Origin of the sequence: Streptosporangium roseum DSM 43021 (assembly GCF_000024865.1) — a bacterium.
In the GTDB taxonomy this organism is placed as follows: Bacteria; Actinomycetota; Actinomycetes; order Streptosporangiales; family Streptosporangiaceae; genus Streptosporangium; species Streptosporangium roseum.
Genome location: NC_013595.1, coordinates 3,493,794 through 3,510,410 on the forward strand (window position 1 = coordinate 3,493,794; position 16,617 = coordinate 3,510,410).

The 16,617-nt window shown below is 71.9% G+C and carries 20 protein-coding genes; 12 read left to right on the forward strand and 8 right to left on the reverse strand.

Going from position 1 to position 16,617, the window contains the following annotated elements:
- The first annotated feature begins 67 nt into the window (after nt 1–67).
- The 3 genes from SROS_RS52935 to SROS_RS15525 are packed head-to-tail and all read left to right on the forward strand — an operon-like array spanning nt 68 to nt 1,612.
- Nucleotides 68–265, forward strand: a complete 198-nt coding sequence (locus SROS_RS52935; protein WP_052316945.1) for a hypothetical protein — start codon at nt 68–70, stop codon at nt 263–265.
- Entirely contained in the window at nt 262–915 is a 654-nt protein-coding gene (locus SROS_RS15520) for an SRPBCC family protein (RefSeq protein WP_012889891.1), read from the forward strand. The genes SROS_RS52935 and SROS_RS15520 overlap by 4 nt, the downstream gene beginning before the upstream one ends.
- Before the next feature lie 13 nt (nt 916–928).
- Nucleotides 929–1,612 carry a DNA alkylation repair protein gene (locus SROS_RS15525; RefSeq protein ID WP_012889892.1) on the forward strand — a complete coding sequence of 228 codons (684 nt, stop codon included), beginning with the start codon at nt 929–931 and terminating at the stop codon, nt 1,610–1,612.
- Between the two features lie 184 nt (nt 1,613–1,796).
- On the opposite strand, the gene SROS_RS15530 is transcribed toward SROS_RS15525, so the two are convergent.
- Nucleotides 1,797–2,072, reverse strand: coding sequence for a Tn3 family transposase (locus tag SROS_RS15530; RefSeq protein WP_012889893.1), 276 nt, complete (start codon nt 2,070–2,072; stop codon nt 1,797–1,799).
- Nucleotides 2,073–2,133: 61 nt separating this feature from the next.
- Nucleotides 2,134–2,607: a PASTA domain-containing protein gene (locus tag SROS_RS15535; RefSeq protein ID WP_043652088.1), complete on the reverse strand. Its 474-nt coding sequence runs from the start codon at nt 2,605–2,607 to the stop codon at nt 2,134–2,136.
- Between the two features lie 479 nt (nt 2,608–3,086).
- Here SROS_RS15535 and soxR point away from each other — a divergent pair, with 479 nt between their 5' ends.
- The 4 genes from soxR (at nt 3,087) to SROS_RS15555 (ending at nt 5,565) form a co-directional block, all read left to right on the forward strand.
- Nucleotides 3,087–3,518, forward strand: coding sequence for a redox-sensitive transcriptional activator SoxR (gene soxR, locus SROS_RS15540; RefSeq protein WP_012889895.1), 432 nt, complete (start codon nt 3,087–3,089; stop codon nt 3,516–3,518).
- Between the two features lie 12 nt (nt 3,519–3,530).
- Entirely contained in the window at nt 3,531–4,124 is a 594-nt protein-coding gene (locus tag SROS_RS15545; protein ID WP_012889896.1) for a maleylpyruvate isomerase N-terminal domain-containing protein, read from the forward strand.
- Nucleotides 4,125–4,158: 34 nt separating this feature from the next.
- Nucleotides 4,159–4,587, forward strand: coding sequence for a protease inhibitor I42 family protein (locus SROS_RS15550; RefSeq protein WP_148269094.1), 429 nt, complete (start codon nt 4,159–4,161; stop codon nt 4,585–4,587).
- A 183-nt stretch (nt 4,588–4,770) separates the two neighbouring features.
- Entirely contained in the window at nt 4,771–5,565 is a 795-nt protein-coding gene (locus SROS_RS15555; RefSeq protein ID WP_012889898.1) for a polyphosphate kinase 2 family protein, read from the forward strand.
- 97 nt (nt 5,566–5,662) lie between these two features.
- On the opposite strand, the gene SROS_RS15560 is transcribed toward SROS_RS15555, so the two are convergent.
- From SROS_RS15560 to SROS_RS15575, 4 genes are read right to left on the reverse strand one after another with little or no spacing between them, the layout of a single operon-like run.
- Entirely contained in the window at nt 5,663–6,358 is a 696-nt protein-coding gene (locus SROS_RS15560; RefSeq protein WP_012889899.1) for a hypothetical protein, read from the reverse strand.
- The gene (locus SROS_RS15565; protein WP_245564650.1) at nt 6,355–7,944 is read right to left on the reverse strand and encodes a VWA domain-containing protein; all 1,590 of its coding nucleotides are present in this window, start codon (nt 7,942–7,944) and stop codon (nt 6,355–6,357) included. The genes SROS_RS15560 and SROS_RS15565 overlap by 4 nt, the downstream gene beginning before the upstream one ends.
- Nucleotides 7,941–9,095, reverse strand: a complete 1,155-nt coding sequence (locus SROS_RS15570; RefSeq protein ID WP_012889901.1) for a toxic anion resistance protein — start codon at nt 9,093–9,095, stop codon at nt 7,941–7,943. Before SROS_RS15570 ends, SROS_RS15565 begins: the two co-directional genes overlap by 4 nt.
- Nucleotide 9,096: 1 nt before the next feature.
- Nucleotides 9,097–10,203: a hypothetical protein gene (locus SROS_RS15575; RefSeq protein ID WP_012889902.1), complete on the reverse strand. Its 1,107-nt coding sequence runs from the start codon at nt 10,201–10,203 to the stop codon at nt 9,097–9,099.
- 135 nt (nt 10,204–10,338) lie between these two features.
- Between SROS_RS15575 and SROS_RS15580 the strand changes: the two genes are divergently transcribed.
- The gene (locus tag SROS_RS15580; protein WP_043652090.1) at nt 10,339–11,778 is read left to right on the forward strand and encodes a bifunctional phosphatase PAP2/diacylglycerol kinase family protein; all 1,440 of its coding nucleotides are present in this window, start codon (nt 10,339–10,341) and stop codon (nt 11,776–11,778) included.
- 251 nt (nt 11,779–12,029) lie between these two features.
- Entirely contained in the window at nt 12,030–13,013 is a 984-nt protein-coding gene (locus tag SROS_RS15585; protein WP_148269095.1) for a hypothetical protein, read from the forward strand.
- A gap of 69 nt (nt 13,014–13,082) precedes the next feature.
- Here SROS_RS15585 and SROS_RS15590 read toward each other — a convergent pair whose 3' ends face one another.
- Nucleotides 13,083–13,358 (reverse strand): TFIIB-type zinc ribbon-containing protein, encoded by a 276-nt coding sequence (locus SROS_RS15590; RefSeq protein WP_012889905.1) that lies wholly within the window; start codon nt 13,356–13,358, stop codon nt 13,083–13,085.
- A gap of 46 nt (nt 13,359–13,404) precedes the next feature.
- Nucleotides 13,405–14,301 (reverse strand): phosphotransferase family protein, encoded by an 897-nt coding sequence (locus SROS_RS15595; protein ID WP_012889906.1) that lies wholly within the window; start codon nt 14,299–14,301, stop codon nt 13,405–13,407.
- A 56-nt stretch (nt 14,302–14,357) separates the two neighbouring features.
- Between SROS_RS15595 and SROS_RS15600 the strand changes: the two genes are divergently transcribed.
- The 3 genes from SROS_RS15600 (at nt 14,358) to SROS_RS15610 (ending at nt 16,612) form a co-directional block, all read left to right on the forward strand.
- Nucleotides 14,358–15,257 (forward strand): TIGR03619 family F420-dependent LLM class oxidoreductase, encoded by a 900-nt coding sequence (locus tag SROS_RS15600; protein WP_012889907.1) that lies wholly within the window; start codon nt 14,358–14,360, stop codon nt 15,255–15,257.
- Nucleotides 15,258–15,281: 24 nt separating this feature from the next.
- On the forward strand, nt 15,282–15,713 hold the full coding sequence (locus SROS_RS15605; protein ID WP_012889908.1) for a nuclear transport factor 2 family protein: 432 nt from the start codon (nt 15,282–15,284) through the stop codon (nt 15,711–15,713).
- Nucleotides 15,714–15,802: 89 nt separating this feature from the next.
- On the forward strand, nt 15,803–16,612 hold the full coding sequence (locus SROS_RS15610; protein WP_218919845.1) for an HAD-IIA family hydrolase: 810 nt from the start codon (nt 15,803–15,805) through the stop codon (nt 16,610–16,612).
- Nucleotides 16,613–16,617 lie beyond the last annotated feature (5 nt).

A 16,617-nucleotide genomic window follows, 5' to 3' on the forward strand; every position in this document is an offset into this window, starting at 1 on the left:
GGCCTCCTCGGCCGGCAGCAAGAATTAAGGTTTGACTTATATAAGTCGTTACTGAAATCATGGATCCGTGCATGCCTACGCCGTCGACGCCCAGCCGTTGCAGGAGGTCGACGTCCGGCTGGAGCACTTCCGGCGGTTTCGGAACCAGCGCCTGGACGCGCTGAGCACCGAACTCGCGCGGGGCAAGCGCGAACGCGGTGAACGGCGCGGAGACGGGCCGTCGGGGGGCGGCAGACCACCCACCAAGAGCGAGGAAGACACGTGATCGACGTCATCAACCAGGTCAACGCCGTCCACCGGGAGATCGGCGACCAGCCCGTCAGCACGGGTGCGGGGCGCTCGGTGCTGCTGCGCCGTACCTACGACGCCGCGATCGAGGACGTCTGGGGTGCCTGCACCGAGCCCGACCGGATCGGCCGGTGGCTGGGGCCGGTCAGCGGTGATCTCCGCCCGGGCGGCACCTTTCAGCTCGAGGGCAACGCCGGCGGGGAGATCCTGCGCTGCGAGGAGCCGCACCTGCTCAAGGTGACCTGGACCATGGGAGGAGGCATGGCCACCGAGGTCGAGGTTCGCCTCTCTGCGGGCGAGGACGGCGACACCGTCTTCGAGCTGGAGCACGCTTCCCCCGCCGAGTTCGTCGACGAGATGCTGCGCGCCTACGGCCCCGGCGGCACCATCGGCATCGGCGCCGGCTGGGACCTCGCCCTCCTCGGCCTGGACCTGCACCTGCGCGGCGAGGGCCTCGACCCGGCGACCTGGGAGAACGCGCCGGAGGTCAAGGAGTTCGCGGTGCGCAGCAGCCAAGCCTGGGGACAGGCGATCCAGGCCGCCTGGGGCACCAGCGACGACGACATCGCCGCGGCGGTCGCGTTCGCAACCCAGCACTACGCCCCCCACGACGAGACAGGACACTGAGGTGGCCCAGACGATGCCGGCCGGGGCGATGGTGGACGAGGTGATGGCCGAGCTGGCCGAGATCGCCGACCCCAAGACACGCGAGGTGAACGAGAAACACGGTGACGATCACGGTGTGAACCTCGGCAAGCTGCGCGTGCTCGCCAAGCGGCTGAAGACGCAGCAGGAACTCGCGCGCCGGCTCTGGGAGACGGGCGACTCCGCGGCGCGGCTGCTGGCGCTGCTGATCTGCCGCCCGAAGGCGTTCGGGCGCGACGAGCTGGACGCCATGCTGCGCCAGACGCGCACTCCCAAGGTGCACGCCTGGCTGGTGAACTACGTGGTGAAGGAGAACCCGCACGCCGAAGAGCTGCGCCTGGCCTGGTCCGCCGACCCGGATCCGGTGGTCGCGAGTGCCGGCTGGGCGCTGACCGCCGACCGGGTGGCCAGGAAGCCCGATGGCCTCGACCTCGCAGGACTGCTCGACGTCATCGAGGCGGAGATGAAGGACGCCCAGGACCGACTGCAGTGGGAGATGAACAACTGCCTGGCCCGGATCGGGATCGAGCACGCCGAGCACCGCCCCCGTGCAATCGACATCGGTGAGCGCCTCCAGGTGCTCAAGGACTACCCGACGTCCCCGGGCTGCACATCTCCGTTCGCGCCTACCTGGATCGCCGAGATGGTGCGCCGACAGGGCGACAACACGGTGGCCTGATTGACGGTGGCCCGTCGCCTCGGGCATGGGGACAGTCGAGCGGCTGGTGCCGGACGATCGGCGCTCGGTGTGTCTGCCCCGGTGTTGCGCGCCGCGATCGTTGACCGCTACCGGTAGGCGAGCTGAGCCCGCTCCCCGCCGCACCGCCAACTTCCCCATTCGGCTCCGCGCGCCCAAGCCGCGCTCAGGCGGCCTGGCCGTAGCCGGCCGCGGCGGGTGCTTCGCCACGTAGCGAGGTGAAGTCGACATCCAGGCGGGGGTCGTAGGCGGCGGGGGTGTCGCCGAGTCCGTGGGTGGAGTATTCGCCGAAGCGGTGGACGTGTTCTGTCAGGTACGGCGAGACCTGCGCCAGGTCCTCCGGGTCGATCGGTCGGCCCTCCTGTTGCAGCCGGCGGACGACCCCGGCTCGTACTGGCCGTCGGATCCACCGAACCAGGACGAAGCCCACCTTAATGATCAAGGGGCAGTCCCACGGCCCGTTTCTGCCGTATACCGGCTGTACCCCTACGCAAGGGGGGGGACTACGGGGTGCATGACCCCTTGCTGTCGGTGACTCGCAGGCTCAGCGTCGTGCCGTAGTGCTGGCGCATGCTCTGGCCGGCGGGCGGGTCCTGGGTGCAGACGGTGCGTTCGAGGTGCGAACTGTCGTCGTATCCCTCGGTCACGATGGGCCGGCTGCCGACGAGCGGGAAGCCGAGCTGCAAGGCGGCCTGTTTCGCCTCATTGCCGGTCTTGCCGACGAAGTTCGGCACGACGGGCCAGGTGGTGACGCGGCCGTCGGGTGGGCAGGGCACCTGCGGGGGCAGGAAACCGAACTCCACCTTCTTCGCCTGAGAGTCCTCGACCTGCGTGCAGACGATCCAGGTACCGGAGTAGGACTCACCGTCGAACAGATGACCGTCCGGCAGGGCCTTGTACGCGGTGGCGTAGGCGGGCCAGGAGCGCCCCAGCTCGCCGCTGACGGCGTCGAGCGTCTTTCCTTTGAAGGAAGGCAATGCAGGTGACGGACGTTGCGATTGTGCGCCGTTTCCCTCACTCGCTCGGGTGGAGGCGTTGTCCTCGCCCCCGCCCGAGCAGGCCGCCAGGCTGAGCAGAGGCACTGTCAACAGAGCGAGAACAAGGGGCTTGACCTCCACCATATGCTGCTCCCGAGCGTGATCGGATGTACGCGACGATCATGGCTGTCTTCGCGCCGCAGGGCAACCGCGCCGGTGATTGTCCGGGTCGGGAAAGACACCGGCATGTCCGGGGTTGAGGAACGGCGAAGAAAACAATGGATGCGCAGGTCAGCGGCCAGACTTCCAGGGTGTGATCCAAGGCCTGCACGGGTGCTCCGACCTGAGTGTCCGTCGAAAATCTCCCCGATACCACCGGGCCCCCTGACGCCCGGCGGTCCCGGACCTAAACTGCGGTTCATGTCCGCGCAGGGCGGCCGGCCCGCCGGATCCGCGATGACCGCCAGGGAGCCGACCGGATGATCACCAAGGAACTGACCGTCGGCGAGCTGGCCGAGCGCAGCGGCGTGGCGACCTCCGCGCTGCGCTTCTACGAGCGGGAGGGGCTCATCCACAGCCGGCGCACCACCGGCAACCAGCGCCGCTACCACCGCGCCACCCTCCGCCGGGTCGCGTTCATCCGCGCCTCGCAGAGCGTCGGCATGCCGCTGTCGGTGATCGGGGAGGTGCTGGCCCTCCTGCCCGCCGACGCCCCGCCCACCCGCGAGTTCTGGGTCCGGGCCTCCGAGTGCTGGAGCAGGGAGATCAACGCCCGCATCGAGAAGATGGAGCGGATGCGTGACCGCTTCACCGAGTGCATCGGCTGCGGCTGCCTGTCGTTCGAGCAGTGCGCGCTGGTCAACCCCGGCGACGAGCTCGCCGGCCAGGGGCCGGGAGCCCGGCGCCTCTGAGAGGATCGTCCGATGGACGCGAACACGGTTCTCCAGACGGCGGCGGAATGCCGGTCCTTCCTCGAATCGGGGTCCGACCGTGACTGGGAGAAGGGGATCCCCGGGATGGAGTGGACCGTCGCCCAGGCGGTCGCGCACATCTCCGACACCCTCCTGTGGTACGCCACGGACTTCGCCGCGGGGCAGCGCGAACTCAGCACGATGGATCTGCGGGTGCGGCCGGAGAGCTCCCCGGCGGACCTGGCCGCCACCCTCGGGACGTTCGCCACGGTCGTGGCCAGGGTCGTCCAGGGCGCCCCGGCCGGGGCGCGGGGCTGGCATCCCTACGGCATGGCCGACGCCTCCGGGTTCGCGGGCATGTCCTGCGACGAGCTGCTGATGCACACCTACGACGCCTCCCTGGGCCTGGAGCTGCCGTTCACCCCGTCCGCCGAGCTGAGCGAGGCGACCCTGCGCCGGCTGTTCCCCTGGGCGCCGCACGGCGCCGATCCGTGGCGGACGCTGCTGTGGGCCAACGGCCGCGCCGACCTTTCCGGGCATCCCCGCCGGCGCGAATGGCGCTGGCACTGCGCCCCGCTGGCGGAATGGGACGGCGCGGCCCCCTGAGGCGCCGGCGGTCGCGGTCGCTAATGTGAACTGCGTGATTCACCGAACGTGGTTGGCCGTGCTGCTGGTGGTGGCGCTCGTGGCGGGGTGCGGCGCCGGATCCGCCGTCTCCGACCTGGGTCTGATCGTCCACGGGGGAGTCGGCAAGACCGCGGACGTCCGGCTCACCCCCGGCCAGCGGTTCTCGCTCGCCGTGGACGACAACGCCTCCGTCGGGGACAGCTGGCTGATGCCCGACCTGCCGGACGTCATGGTGGCCTCGTTCATCAGCGAGGAGTACCGGGCCGCCTCCGAGGAGCCCGGCGCGGGCGGGACCCGCTACTTCGTCTTCAACGCCAAGCGCCCCGGCACGACCGTCGTCACGATCTCCAACTGCCGGCGCTGCCCGGCCGATCGGGTGCCCGCCGACGAGCAGAGCAGGCGCGCCTCGGGTGAGGCGATCTTCCGGATCACCGTCGCCTGAGCCGGCGCGGTCCGGGCGGCCGGTCCGGGCAGGCGGTCCGGGCGGCCGGCGCGGTCGGGTGGTCCGGGGCGGTCGGGTGGTCCGGGGCTGGCATGTCGGGTGGTCCGGCGCGGTCGGGTGGTCTGGGGTGGGTGGTCCGGGGCGGGTGGTCCGTACCTCGCCGGGGGTGCGAGGCTGATGCCCATGAATCGGTTGTCTCAGGTTGATCTGTCGCAGAAGCTGAATAAAAGGGAGGCGGCCGAGCGGCTCGACGCCGCGCTGGACCGTCTGCTGCGTCTGCGGCTCGTGCTGGGCGGGCAGGTCGGGGAGAAGCGCATCGGCCCTCCGCTCTGCGCGGTGTTCGAGGGCTGGGACGCCTCGGGCAAGGGAGGGGCCATCAAGCGGCTGGTGCGCCCCCTCGACCCGCGGCACGTGCGGGTCGCGCAGTTCGCGGCGCCCACCTACGACGAGAAGCGGCACCACTTCCTGTGGCGGTTCTGGCCCGTCCTGCCCGGCTGGGGCGGCATGGCCGTGCTCGACCGTTCCTGGTACGGGCGGGTGCTGGTGGAGCGCGTGGAGGGCTTCGCCACCGAGGAGCAGTGGTCGCGGGCCTACGACGAGATCGTGGAGTTCGAGCGGACCCTCGTCGCCGAGGGCATGATCATGGTCAAGTTCTGGATGCACGTCTCCGAGGAGGAGCAGCTGCGGCGCTTCCAGGATCGGGCGGCCGATCCCCTGCGGGCCTGGAAGCTCACCGACGAGGACTGGCGCAACCGCGACAAGCGCCCGCAGTACGAGGCCGCGGTGGAGGACATGCTCGCCCGCACCGACCATCCGAAGGCGCCCTGGCACGTGGTGGCGGGAGACGACAAGCGGCTGGCCCGCGTCACGGTCGTGGAGGCGGTCTGCGCCGCGGTCGAGGCCGAGCTGCGGGCCCGGGGGTACGACCTGGCCGACCTGGGCGCCCCCGCCGCCGCCCCGGCCCGGACGCCCCGGTAGCCGGTGGCGAGCCGGCCGACCGGCCGTGTGGCCCGGGGGCTGGACGGGACGCGGGGCGTGGGCCGTGTGACCGGGGCCGGGCGGGGCGCGGGGCGCGCTACAGGTCCAGGGCCGATCCGCCGAAGCGCTCCCGCAGGAAACGGCCCTGGTCGCGCAGGGCCTGCTCGTCGCCCCGGTGCACGGCCCCGGCCACCTCGCGCAGCTTGACGTCCAGCAGGTCGAGCTGGGCCAGGAGCTCCTCGTGCGCGCTGCGCTCGCGGTCCGCGCGGCGGCTGAGGGCGTAGGTGCGGGGCAGGTTGGCGTAGGCCTCCAGGCTGGCCGGGAGGTAGTCGCGGATTGTCTGGGAGACGATGTGCAGGTGGTCGGGGGAGGCGGTCAGCACCTCCGCGCGGCCCAGGACGCCGCCGAGCACGTCGGCCAGGCCGCCGAGCCTGGACCGCACGTCGCCGGGGAAGCGCTGCGAGCGGTCCACCCCGCGCAGCAGGGCCTCCAGGTCGGCGCGGAGCAGGGTGGTCTCGACCTCGGCGTGGGAGACGGCCAGCCTGACGCGGTCCGGCGGGGCCAGCAGCGCGCCCACGCCGTACAGCCCGGCGACCACCACCGGCCAGAACGCGCCGGCCAGGCCGAGGAAGTGCCCCAGCGTCCCCAGCAGCGCCAGGCCGCAGCCGGCGATGTTCCTGGTGGAGCCGAGGTATCCCAGCACCCGGTCAGCGGACACGGTGACACCCGCCGCGGCTCCGTACGGCGGGGCGCCCTCGGCGGCACGCGCGGCCCCGGGCCGTGGGGCGATCACTGGTAGCCACGGATCTCCTTGAACGCCGAGGCGAGCGATCCGGTGCGGGCGTCGAAGACGGCGCCCCGGGTCAGCGTGGCGATCCTCTCCATCTCGTCCGCGTCGCTCTCGCCGAACAGCACGACGAACGTCCGGACCTGCCGCCGCGCCTCGGGCAGCGACCGGTAGTACGCCTCGAAGTCCTCGTAGGAGGAGCCGTCGGTGTTCTCGCCGTCGGTCATCAGCACGATCGAGGTGTAGTGGTCCCGGCCGGCGTCGCCGGCCTGCCCGTAGGCGGCGCGCAGCCCGTCGTAGATCGCGGTCCCGCCGGCCGCCCGGAGCCGTTCGGCGTAGGCTCTGATCTGCGCCAGGGCCGGCTGCGGGTCACGTTCGGGGAGGATGAACGGCTGCGGCAGCCCGGCCGAGCCGCCGAACGGGATCATGATCACGTTCTCCCGGCTGCGGAAGCGGGAGAACGTGCCGGAGGCCGAGGTGTCGGCGCCGGTGAGCGTGACCAGTGCCTGGCGCAGCGCCTCGATCCGCTCGCCCTCCATCGACCCCGAGGTGTCCAGCACGAACAGCGCCCGCGCAGGGACGCGCACCTCGTCGAGATAGGCGGTGATCAGCCCGTCGGCGGCGGCCCTGCGGTTGGGGAACGGCAGCTCCAGCAGGGGCGCCGTGCCGAACTCCGGCCCCGGCCGGACGCCGGGGACGATCGGCCGCCGGTGGGTGCCGGTCATGATCTCCCGCTGCACGTCCGGCGTCCGCAGCCAGGCCGTCAGCCTGCCGTACAGCTCCTTCTTCTCCCGCGGGGCCGAGGCCAGCAGGGTCAGCGGGTAGTCGGCGGTGACCACCCCGTCGCTCGGGCGGACCAGGCTCAGCCCGCCCATGCCGAGCAGCACCGACTCGTAGTTCACGATGCCGTCCACCCCGCCCTCCCGGGAGTAGGCGTCGGCCAGCCAGCCGGAGGACCCCGAGGTCAGCCGCTGGGCGGAGAAGAACTCCTTGAGCCTGGGCGTCACCGCGGTGATCTGCTCGCCGCTCAGCGCCTCCCCGGCGTCCGACAACGCGGCGGCCACCCCGACCAGTGCGGAGAAACCCGAGTTGGAGGAGGCGGGGTTGGTCATGCCGAAGGTGAACCGCTTCTCGCGGGCGGCGGTCGCGATCTGCTCCCAGGTGACCGGCCTGCCCTCCCAGCCGAGCTCCCTGGCCTTGGCGGTCGTGAGCCCGAGCACCACCGGGGAGACCATGATCTTCGTCTCGGTGGACAGCCGTGCGGTCGCGCCGTCGATCAGCGACAGGTAGCGGTTGGAGGAGAACCAGATCGCGTCGTAGGAGCCGTCCGCGCCGCCGCCCGCCACCTGCTCGGCGCCGTCCAGCGTGCCGGTGTAGGAGATCCTCACCTTCACCCCGGACCTCCGCAGCAGCGGCTCCAGGTCCTTGACCTCGCTGCCGGCCAGCACCCGCAGCACGTCCGGGCCGTCCCCGGGCACGTCGCCGGAGGAGCAGGCGGCCAGCGTGGCCATGGTCACCAGCGCGAGCGCGGCCGCCGCCCGCCGCACGACGGGCGGGACGCGCCGGCCTGCGGCCGGGCGTGCGGCGCTCACGAGGCGGCCTCGGCGCGGTCGAGGTAGGTCCTGGCGTGCGCGAGCTCGGTGCTCAGGCTCTCCACGGTGACGGCCATGCTCTCCACGGCCTGCGACCGGAAGCCGTCGATCATGTCCATGGTGGCGTAGACGTTGTCGAAGGCCCGGCGCAGGACGTCCATGTCGACCGTGGTGGAGGCGGCCTGGGTCTGGATGGCGCCGGCCTGGGTGCGCAGCATCTCGCCGGTGGCCAGGATCAGGTCGCCGGTGGTGGAGTTGAGCGCGGTGATCTGCTCCAGCACCAGCTTCTGGTTGGCCAGGGCCTGGGCGACGGTCACGGCGGTGCGCAGCGCGGCGACGGTCGTGGTGGTGGCCCGGTCCACGCCCTTGCTGAGCTCCAGGTTGTTCTTCCTGACCAGGTCGAGGGCCAGGTAGCCCTGGGCGGAGACGGCGAGCTGGGTGAGGATGTCCTGGTGCTTCTGCCGTACGGTGAACAGGGCGTCGGAGCGGAGCGCCGCCGCCTTCCCGGGTTCGGCCGCGTCGAGGGCCAGGACGCGGTCCTCCAGCGCGGCGTCGAGCGCGGCGGCCGTCACCGCGTACTCCTGCAGGCGCGTCATCGCCTCCCACAGGTCCGCCTTCTCGCCCTCGATCGCGGCGTTGTCCTTGAGCAGCTCGTCCTGGCCGGATCGGAGCGCCCGGATGATGTCGTCCAGGTGCTTCTGGGCGGAGTGGTACTTCGCGAAGTAGTCGCGCAGCCGGTCCCCGAACGGGATCAGTCCCAGCAGCTTGCGCGGCCCGCCCGCGGCCTGCTTCGGGTCGAGGTCCACCACGGTACGGCGCAGCGCCACGAGCCGGTCCGCCACCCGCCCCCGGGCGTCGGCCCCCTCTCCCCGGGCCGCCGCCAAAGCGGCCACCGGGCGCTTCAACATCCGGTTGGCCGCCTGGGAGGCGGAGCGGATCTCGGCGTCGCCCATCGAGGAGATGTCGCGCACCTTGCGGGTGAAGTCCGGCTGCCGGTGGTCCAGCGCGGCCAGCTCGGCGGCGAACCGCCGCGCCTTCGCGCCGAGCTCGGCCTCGCGACCGTCCGGCAGCGGGAGCATGGTCGCCGCCGCCGTGGTGGACACGGCGGCCACGGGGGCGGGCGGGGTGAGCGTCAGTTCGCTGTCGGCCATGTCAGGGCCCTCCTTCGGTCTTCGGCACGGCGCCGCTCGCGTACAGCCGCTCGATGGCGGAGACGAGCCCCTCCAGGTGCTCGTAGGCGGGCGGCTCCACCACGTCCACCAGGTCGCGCGCCACCGGTGCCCGGTGCCTGGCGGCCAGATCGGTGAAGGCGCCGGGGTCGGCGGTGCGGAAGCCGTGCAGCGCGGCGAGGCCCCTGAGCTCGGGGTCCTCGGTCAGCAGCCGCCCGATCTCGGCGGCCTGCGGGGTGAACGGCACCAGCGTGTGCTTGCTCAGCACGGTCGGCGCGGGATAGAGCAGCCGCATCTCGGGCCGGATCGAGCCGTCGCCCGCGAACACGCGGGACAGGTACTGGGCCTCGTAGATCATGACCATCGGCGTCTTGCCCGACCCCATGACGAGGTAGTCGGTGAAGGGGGCCTCGGTCGAGGACTGCGAGTACCCCTGGTCGAGGAAGATCGGCGCCACCGCCCTGGCCACCTCGGGGATCCGGGCCGGGCTGGTGACCACGTCGTCGCCGTTGGCGACGTAGCCGGCCATCGCCAGATACATGGCCGCGGAGTTGGAGGTCCTGATGTCGGTGGTGGTCAGCAGCACCCGCTTGCGCGCCGGGTAGGCGGTGTTGCCCGGCAGCCGGTCCCACCGGGTGCCCGCGGCCACCAGCTTCATGTACGCGGCGATGTCGAGCACCTGGTAGCCGTGGCCCGAGTCGCGCACCAGCCCGGCCCTGGCCAGGACGTCGGCGATCGGCTGGAACGTCGCGACCGCCATGGGCGAGTAGAAGGGGGAGAACGTCGTGGAGACCTTCCGGTCCTTCTTGATCTTCTCCGCGGCGGGGAGGCTGGAGGGGAACGCGAACGCGTAGTCGTCGAGCCTCACCTCGGTCGCGATCTGGCGGGAGCCGGCGGTGTCCACCTCCACCCGCAGCCCATGCCTCTCGAACGCCGCGCGCACCCGGGGATCGTCGAAGAAGGGCCTCTTCTCCGAGCCGATCACACCGCGGACCGTGGCCGGTCCGCCGCCGCCGTCGCCCAGGACGACCGCCGCCACCACCACGGCGCCGAGCAACAGTGCGAGAGCGATGCCGATCGACCGCTTCATTCCACCCCATTTCCATAAATAGCCTCTCTTGTTGGAATTATGAGAGGACAGGAAATGGCGCGTGCGCCGGATTTCGGGGTATGCGACAGAATTAAGTGGCTGTTCGCTTGCTCGTCATTCGGAAAGGTGGGGCCCATGCGGTGGAGGTCGAGGCTCGGCAGGCTGGACCGGCGGCTGTTCGCCACGGTGGCGGACGCCCGGCTCCCCGGTCTCGAACGCCTCGTGCCCGCCCTGTCGCGCGCGGCCGACAACTCGCTGCTCTGGGCCGGTCTGGCCGGGACGCTGGCGGCCAGCGGGCGGCGGCCGCTGCGCCGCGCCGCGACCCGCGGGCTGCTGGCGGTCAGCCTGGCCAGCCCCCTGGTGAACCTGGTCGGCAAGCAGCTCTTCGGCCGGACCCGGCCGTCGCTGGACGGCCTCCCGCTGGCGCGGATGATCAAGGTGCCCGCATCGGCGTCGTTCCCGTCCGGCCACTCGGCCTCGGCCGCCGCGTTCGCCACCGCCGTGGCCATGGAGGCTCCCGTCGCGGTCGCGGTCCCCGTCGCGCTGCTGGCGGCGGCGGTCTGCTTCTCCCGCGTCTACACCGGTGTGCACTACCCCGGCGACGTCCTGGCGGGGGCCGCGATCGGCGTGGCGACCGGGCTGGTCACCCGGCGGCTCTGGCCGGAGGCCGTGACGGGCGCGCCGCGCGTGGTCACCGCGCCGTCGGTGCCCGGTCACGACCCCGACGGCCGGGGCGTGGTGGCCGTGATCAACCCCCGGGCGGGCGGCGAACCGTCCACGGCCGCGACGGTGCGGGCCGCGCTACCGGGGGCCGAGGTGGTCGAGGCGGACGGGCGGGACATGGCGGAGCTGATGGGCGAGGCCGCCGCCCGCGCCCGGGTGCTCGCGGTCGCCGGGGGCGACGGCACGGTCAACCGCGGGGCGCAGGCCGCGCTGGAGCACCGCAGGCCGCTGCTGGTCATCCCGGCGGGCACGCTCGACCACTTCGCCGGGGCGCTGGGCCTGCACGGTCCCGAGGAGGCGTTGACCGCCTACCGGTCGGGCGGGGTGGTCGCGGTGGACGTGGGGGAGGTGGCCGGCCGGGTCTTCCTCAACAACGCCAGCCTCGGCGTCTATCCGGAGCTCGTCGACCGGCGCGAGTCCGTCGAGCGGCGCGTCGGCAAGTGGCCCGCGCTGCTGTGGGCCCTGGGCCGCGTGCTGCGCACCGCCGAGCCCGAGGAGGTGGTCGTCGACGGCGTCCCCCGGCGGGTCTGGCTGCTGTTCGTCGGCAACTGCCGCTACGACTCGCGTGGAGCCGCCCCCCGCCTGAGGCGGCGGCTGGAGGACGGGCTGCTGGACGTCCGGCTGCTGACCGCCACCTCCCGGCTGCCCCGGCTGCGCGCGCTCACCAGCGTGCTGCTGGGCGGGCTCGGCCTCTCCCGGCACTACCATCAGTGGCAGGCCGACACGCTGAAGGTCTCCTCGCCCTCCGGCGTGGTACGGCTGGCGCGCGACGGCGAGACGTTCACCGTGACGGGGGACGTGGAGTTCACCAAGCGGCCCCGCTCCCTGCTCGTGGTCCGCCCGGTGGACTAGGCCGTCCGCCCCGAGGGCCGGGCCGTCCGCCCGGAGGGGGAGAGGCGGAATGGAATCGCTTTCAACGGCATGCGCGCCTGCGCAGTCTCCTGTGTCCCGATAAATCACGACACGTTTCTGGGCATCGTTTCATGTCTCTTTCCGCGCTGTTCCTGCGAGGGCCGGGCGTTCTGCCGCCGGACGAGCGATGATTCGGAGAAAGGACGATTCCCCGTTGACGTGTCGTGATCGATCCGGCGATAGTGGGGCAGGTGACTACCCCCCGTCTGCTCTCCTGTGCCGTGGTCACCGTGCTGGCCCTGACCGCCTGCACCTCCGGCACCTCCAGTGATCCCGTGGTCGGCTCGGCCACCGCGGGCGGTGTCGTGGGGACCACGGGCGGCGGGGGAGGGACGGGCGCGTCCTCCAGCGGCACGCCCACCCCCACGGGACTGACCCCCGAGGCCTACCGGGCCGAGCTCGACAAGGCGCGCGGCCCGATCAGGGAAGCGCTCAAGAAGCTGGACGCGACCGACGGCAAGGGGCTCGACGAGCGGCTGGAGCGGACGGTCGCCATGATGGAGGAGGCGGTCTCCGGGCTGGAGGCCGTGGTCCCGCCGCCCGAGGTGAGGACCGAGCACGGCGACTACGTGGGCACGCTCCGGCGGCTGGTGTCCGCGCTGTCCGCGGCGCAGGAGGACGTGCGGGCGCAGGAGGTCTGCACCGGGCCCGCCGTGCTGACCGGGGTGGAGGAGGCCGGGCAGCTGTCGCCCGTCCGCGACAGCGGGGAAGCGCTGGCCGACCTGGGCGACTACCGCGCCGACGTCGTGCCGGTGAAGGTCGGCAAGGAGCGGTCCCGCCGCCTGTCCAACGGCAAGTTCATCACCTCCGAGGGCCGTCCCGGACGGGCCTACCTGGAGCTGAAGAACGGCAACAGCCGGGACGCGGTCGTCGTGCTGGTGCGCGGCAAGAAGAAGGCGATCCGCGTCTACGTCCGCAAGAAGTCGAAGTTCAGGATCCAGGGCGTGCGTGACGGAAGCTACAAGGTCTACTACACCCTGGGCACCGACTGGGACTCCAAGGCCCGCGGCTTCACCCGGTCGTGCGACTTCGAGCAGTTCGGCAAGTCCGTGCGCTTCAGGACGGTCCACACCGCGACCCAGATCCGCTGGACCGACTGGACCATCACGCTGAACGCGGTCAAGGGCGGCACCGTGCGGCCCAAGCGCATCAAGCCCGGCGACTTCCCCGGCTGATCCCCGGCCGGAGACGCGAAGACCGCGATCCCGTGACGGGATCGCGGTCTCGGTTCCCCCCTGATCGGATCAGGTCGAGAAGAGCATCCCCACCCAGCTGCGCTGGCGGTGGTGGCCGTAGTGGCCGCCGTGGTGCGGCGCGCCCCAGGCGGGAGCACCGTGCACCGGGGGCGGCGGAGGCGGCGGCGGAGCGGCATGCGACTGAGACCACTGGCTCTCCATGCGAGTCAGCGTCTCGAGCTCGCCATAGTCCAGGAAGATCCCGCGACAGCCGTCACACTGGTCGATATGGACGCCATTGCGCTCATAAGTGCGCATTGCGCCGCGACACTTCGGGCACTGCATCTGGCTGATCTCCTTGTCCTTGGCATTGTCTTGACGTAACCACAACCTACTGCGTGGGCACACTATGACAGGCGCTCCGGAGCTGAACAATTCTTTGGCAGGTGTCGATCAGCACCTGCTCGACCTCGTCCAGCGGCCGTCCCTCCCGCTTGGCGGTGGCCACGGCCGCCGCCGTGAGCTGCACGGTCATCGCCTGCGCCGGCAGATCGAGCCGCTCCCACGGGTCTGCGCCGGCTCCTGCGGCGAGTCCGCCCGCGGCGCGGTAGGCGTCCAGGAAGCGGTGCCACACCTCCGGCTCCAGCAGCCCGGCCGCGAACCAGGCGGCGGGCCTGGCCAGATCCCAGGCCGGGTCGCCGATCCCCAGATCGTCGACGTCGATGAGGATCCATCCGCCCGGGAGGCGGACCAGCTGGCCCATGTGCCAGTCGCCGTGGGCCGGCGAGCCGGGTCCGGCGTCGAGGGAGGGCAGGCAGGCCAGAGCCCGGCGCACGACGCGCTCGGCGGCGGAGTCGCCGTCCAGGCGGGCGACCGTGGCGGCCACCCGGGCGGGCCCGCCCGCGGCCGGCAGCGAGGGCAGCTCCCGCGCCGGTACGGCGTGCAGCCGGGCCAGCAGCCGCGCGGCCGCCTCCCAGGGGGCCGCGTCCGGGTCCCGGTGGTCCACCGGGACCCCGGCCGGCCACACGGTGACCAGCCGGTCGTGGACGACCGCGACCTCCTCGGTCAGCGGTTCGAGCATGATCCCGCGCAGCGCCGGGTGCGCCACGGCCCGCATCCGCTCCACCAGCGGCGCCTCGGCCGCCCCGGGGGCGTGCGCCTTCACCACGACGGAGCCCGCCCGCACGATGATCACGTCCGGCCTGGTCGGCAGCACCTCGGCGGGCGCGTCGCCGTACCGGGTGCCGATCCGGAGCAGTTCGTCGATCAGGTCGTCGCTGTGATCCATCCGGCAAGTGAACCACTGATCCGCGGCTCCGCCGTACGGCGAATAAAGTGCATGACATGAGGATCGGGTTCGCGGTGCCGGTGTCGGGATCCTGGGCGACGCCCGCCAACATGGTGCAGGTCGCGCAGCGGGCCGAGGCCCTCGGCTACCACGAGGTGTGGACCTTCCAGCGCCTGCTGTACCCGCAGGGGCATGCGATGGGGCCGGTCTACCGGAGCGTGCACGACCCGGTGGTCACACTGGCCTACCTGGCGGGGGTGACCAGCCGGATCCGGCTGGGCGTGGCGGTGCTCAACATGCCGTTCTCCTCGCCGGCGATGCTGGCCAAGCAGCTCGCCAGCCTGCAGGCGGTGTCCGGCGGCAGGCTGGACGTCGGGCTCGGGCTGGGGTGGCTGCCGGAGGAGTTCGCCGCGTCGGGGGTGCCGTTCGAGCGGCGCGGCCGGCGCGGGGAGGAGTTCGTCCACGTGCTGCGGCGGCTCTGGTCGGAGGAGGTCGTGGAGCACAAGGGGGAGTTCTACGAGCTGCCCCCCGTCCACCAGGATCCCAAGCCGCTCACGCCGCCGCCGATCCTGCTGGGCGGGAGCGCGGAGGTGGCGCTGCGGCGCGCGGGGCGGCTGGCGGACGGCTGGATCAGTTCGAGCCGCGAGGACCTCGACCGGATCGACGAAAAAATCTACATTGTAAAGGAGGCGGCTCGGGCCGCCGGGCGGGATCCGGAGGCGCTGCGTTTCGTCACCCGCGGCGTCACCTGCATCCGCCCGTCCGGAGCGGCCGGCCGTGCCCCGCTGACCGGCTCGTTCGAGGAGATCCGGCAGGACGTGGCGGTGCTGGAGGCCAGGGGCGTCACCGACGTCTTCCACGACCTCAACTTCGACCCGGAGATCGGCTCGCCCGACGCCGACCCCGAGGAGTCGATGCGGCGGGCCGGAGCGGCACTGGATGCCCTCGCGCCCTGACCAAGCGTTTGGTTGTATAGGGGGATGAGGGAACAGGAGATCGCGGACCGGCTGGAGATCGGCGACCTGCTCGCCAAATACGCCTACTCCATCGACACCGGAGACTGGGCCAGGCTCGACCTGGTGTTCACCGCGGACGCGGTGATCGACTACACGGCGGCCGGCGGCATCCGGGGCACCCGGGACGAGGCCCGGCGCTGGCTGGCCGAGGTGCTGCCGAACTGGCCGGGCCGCCAGCACCTGATCGGGGCGACGACGGTCAGGTTCGAGGGGGACGAGGCCGTGGTCACCGCCTCGTTCACCGACACGCTCGCCCCGTCCAGGGACATGGTCGCCGCCGACGCCGCCGGGCTCATCCGCGGCGGAGGGTGGTACCACCACCGCATGATCCGCACGCCGTACGGCTGGCGCAGCAGGGAGCTGGTCGAGGAGCAGAGCTGGCGCACCATGCAGTAGGAGGCCGCCGGGGCGGGAGCCGGTGATGTGCGGGCCTGATGACGTGTCGCCCGTCTCGGACCTGTCATCCTTGTTCCGTACCTGTTGGCATGGAACGCGGGGGAACGGTGAACGAGCGCAAGCCGATCGAGTGCTGGCTGTCGGACATGGACGGAGTCCTTGTCCACGAGGGACATCCGGTGCCCGGGGCCGATGAGTTCATCCGCCGTCTGCGTGAGTCCGGCAAGCGGTTCCTGGTGCTCACCAACAACTCCATCTACACCCCGCGCGACCTGGCCGTACGGCTGCGCGCCGCCGGTCTCGACATCCCGGCGGAGTCGATCTGGACCTCGGCGCTGGCCACGGCGAAGTTCCTGGCCGGCCAGCGTCCCGGCGGCTCCGCCTACGTGATCGGCGAGGCCGGCCTGACCACCGCCCTGCACGAGGCCGGTTACGTCCTCACCGACATCGAGCCCGACTACGTGGTGCTCGGCGAGACCCGCACCTACAGCTTCACCCAGATCACCCGGGCCATCCGGCTGATCGAGGGGGGCGCCAGGTTCATCGCCACCAACCCCGACCCGGTGGGCCCGTCCAACGAGGGCTCGCTGCCCGCCTGCGGCGCGGTCGCGGCGATGATCACCAAGGCGACCGGCGTGGATCCCTACTTCGTGGGCAAGCCCAACCCGATGATGATGCGCAGCGCGCTGCGGGCCATCGACGGCCACAGCGAGAGCACCGCCATGATCGGCGACCGGATGGACACCGACATCGTCTCCGGCATGGAGGCCGGGCTGCACACGATCCTGGTGCTCAGCGGCGTCATGGCCAAGGACCAGATCGACCGCTACCCGTTCCGCCCGTCCCGGGTGGTCGACTCCGTCGCCGACCTGATCGACCTGGTCGACGACGGCGCCTGACCTGA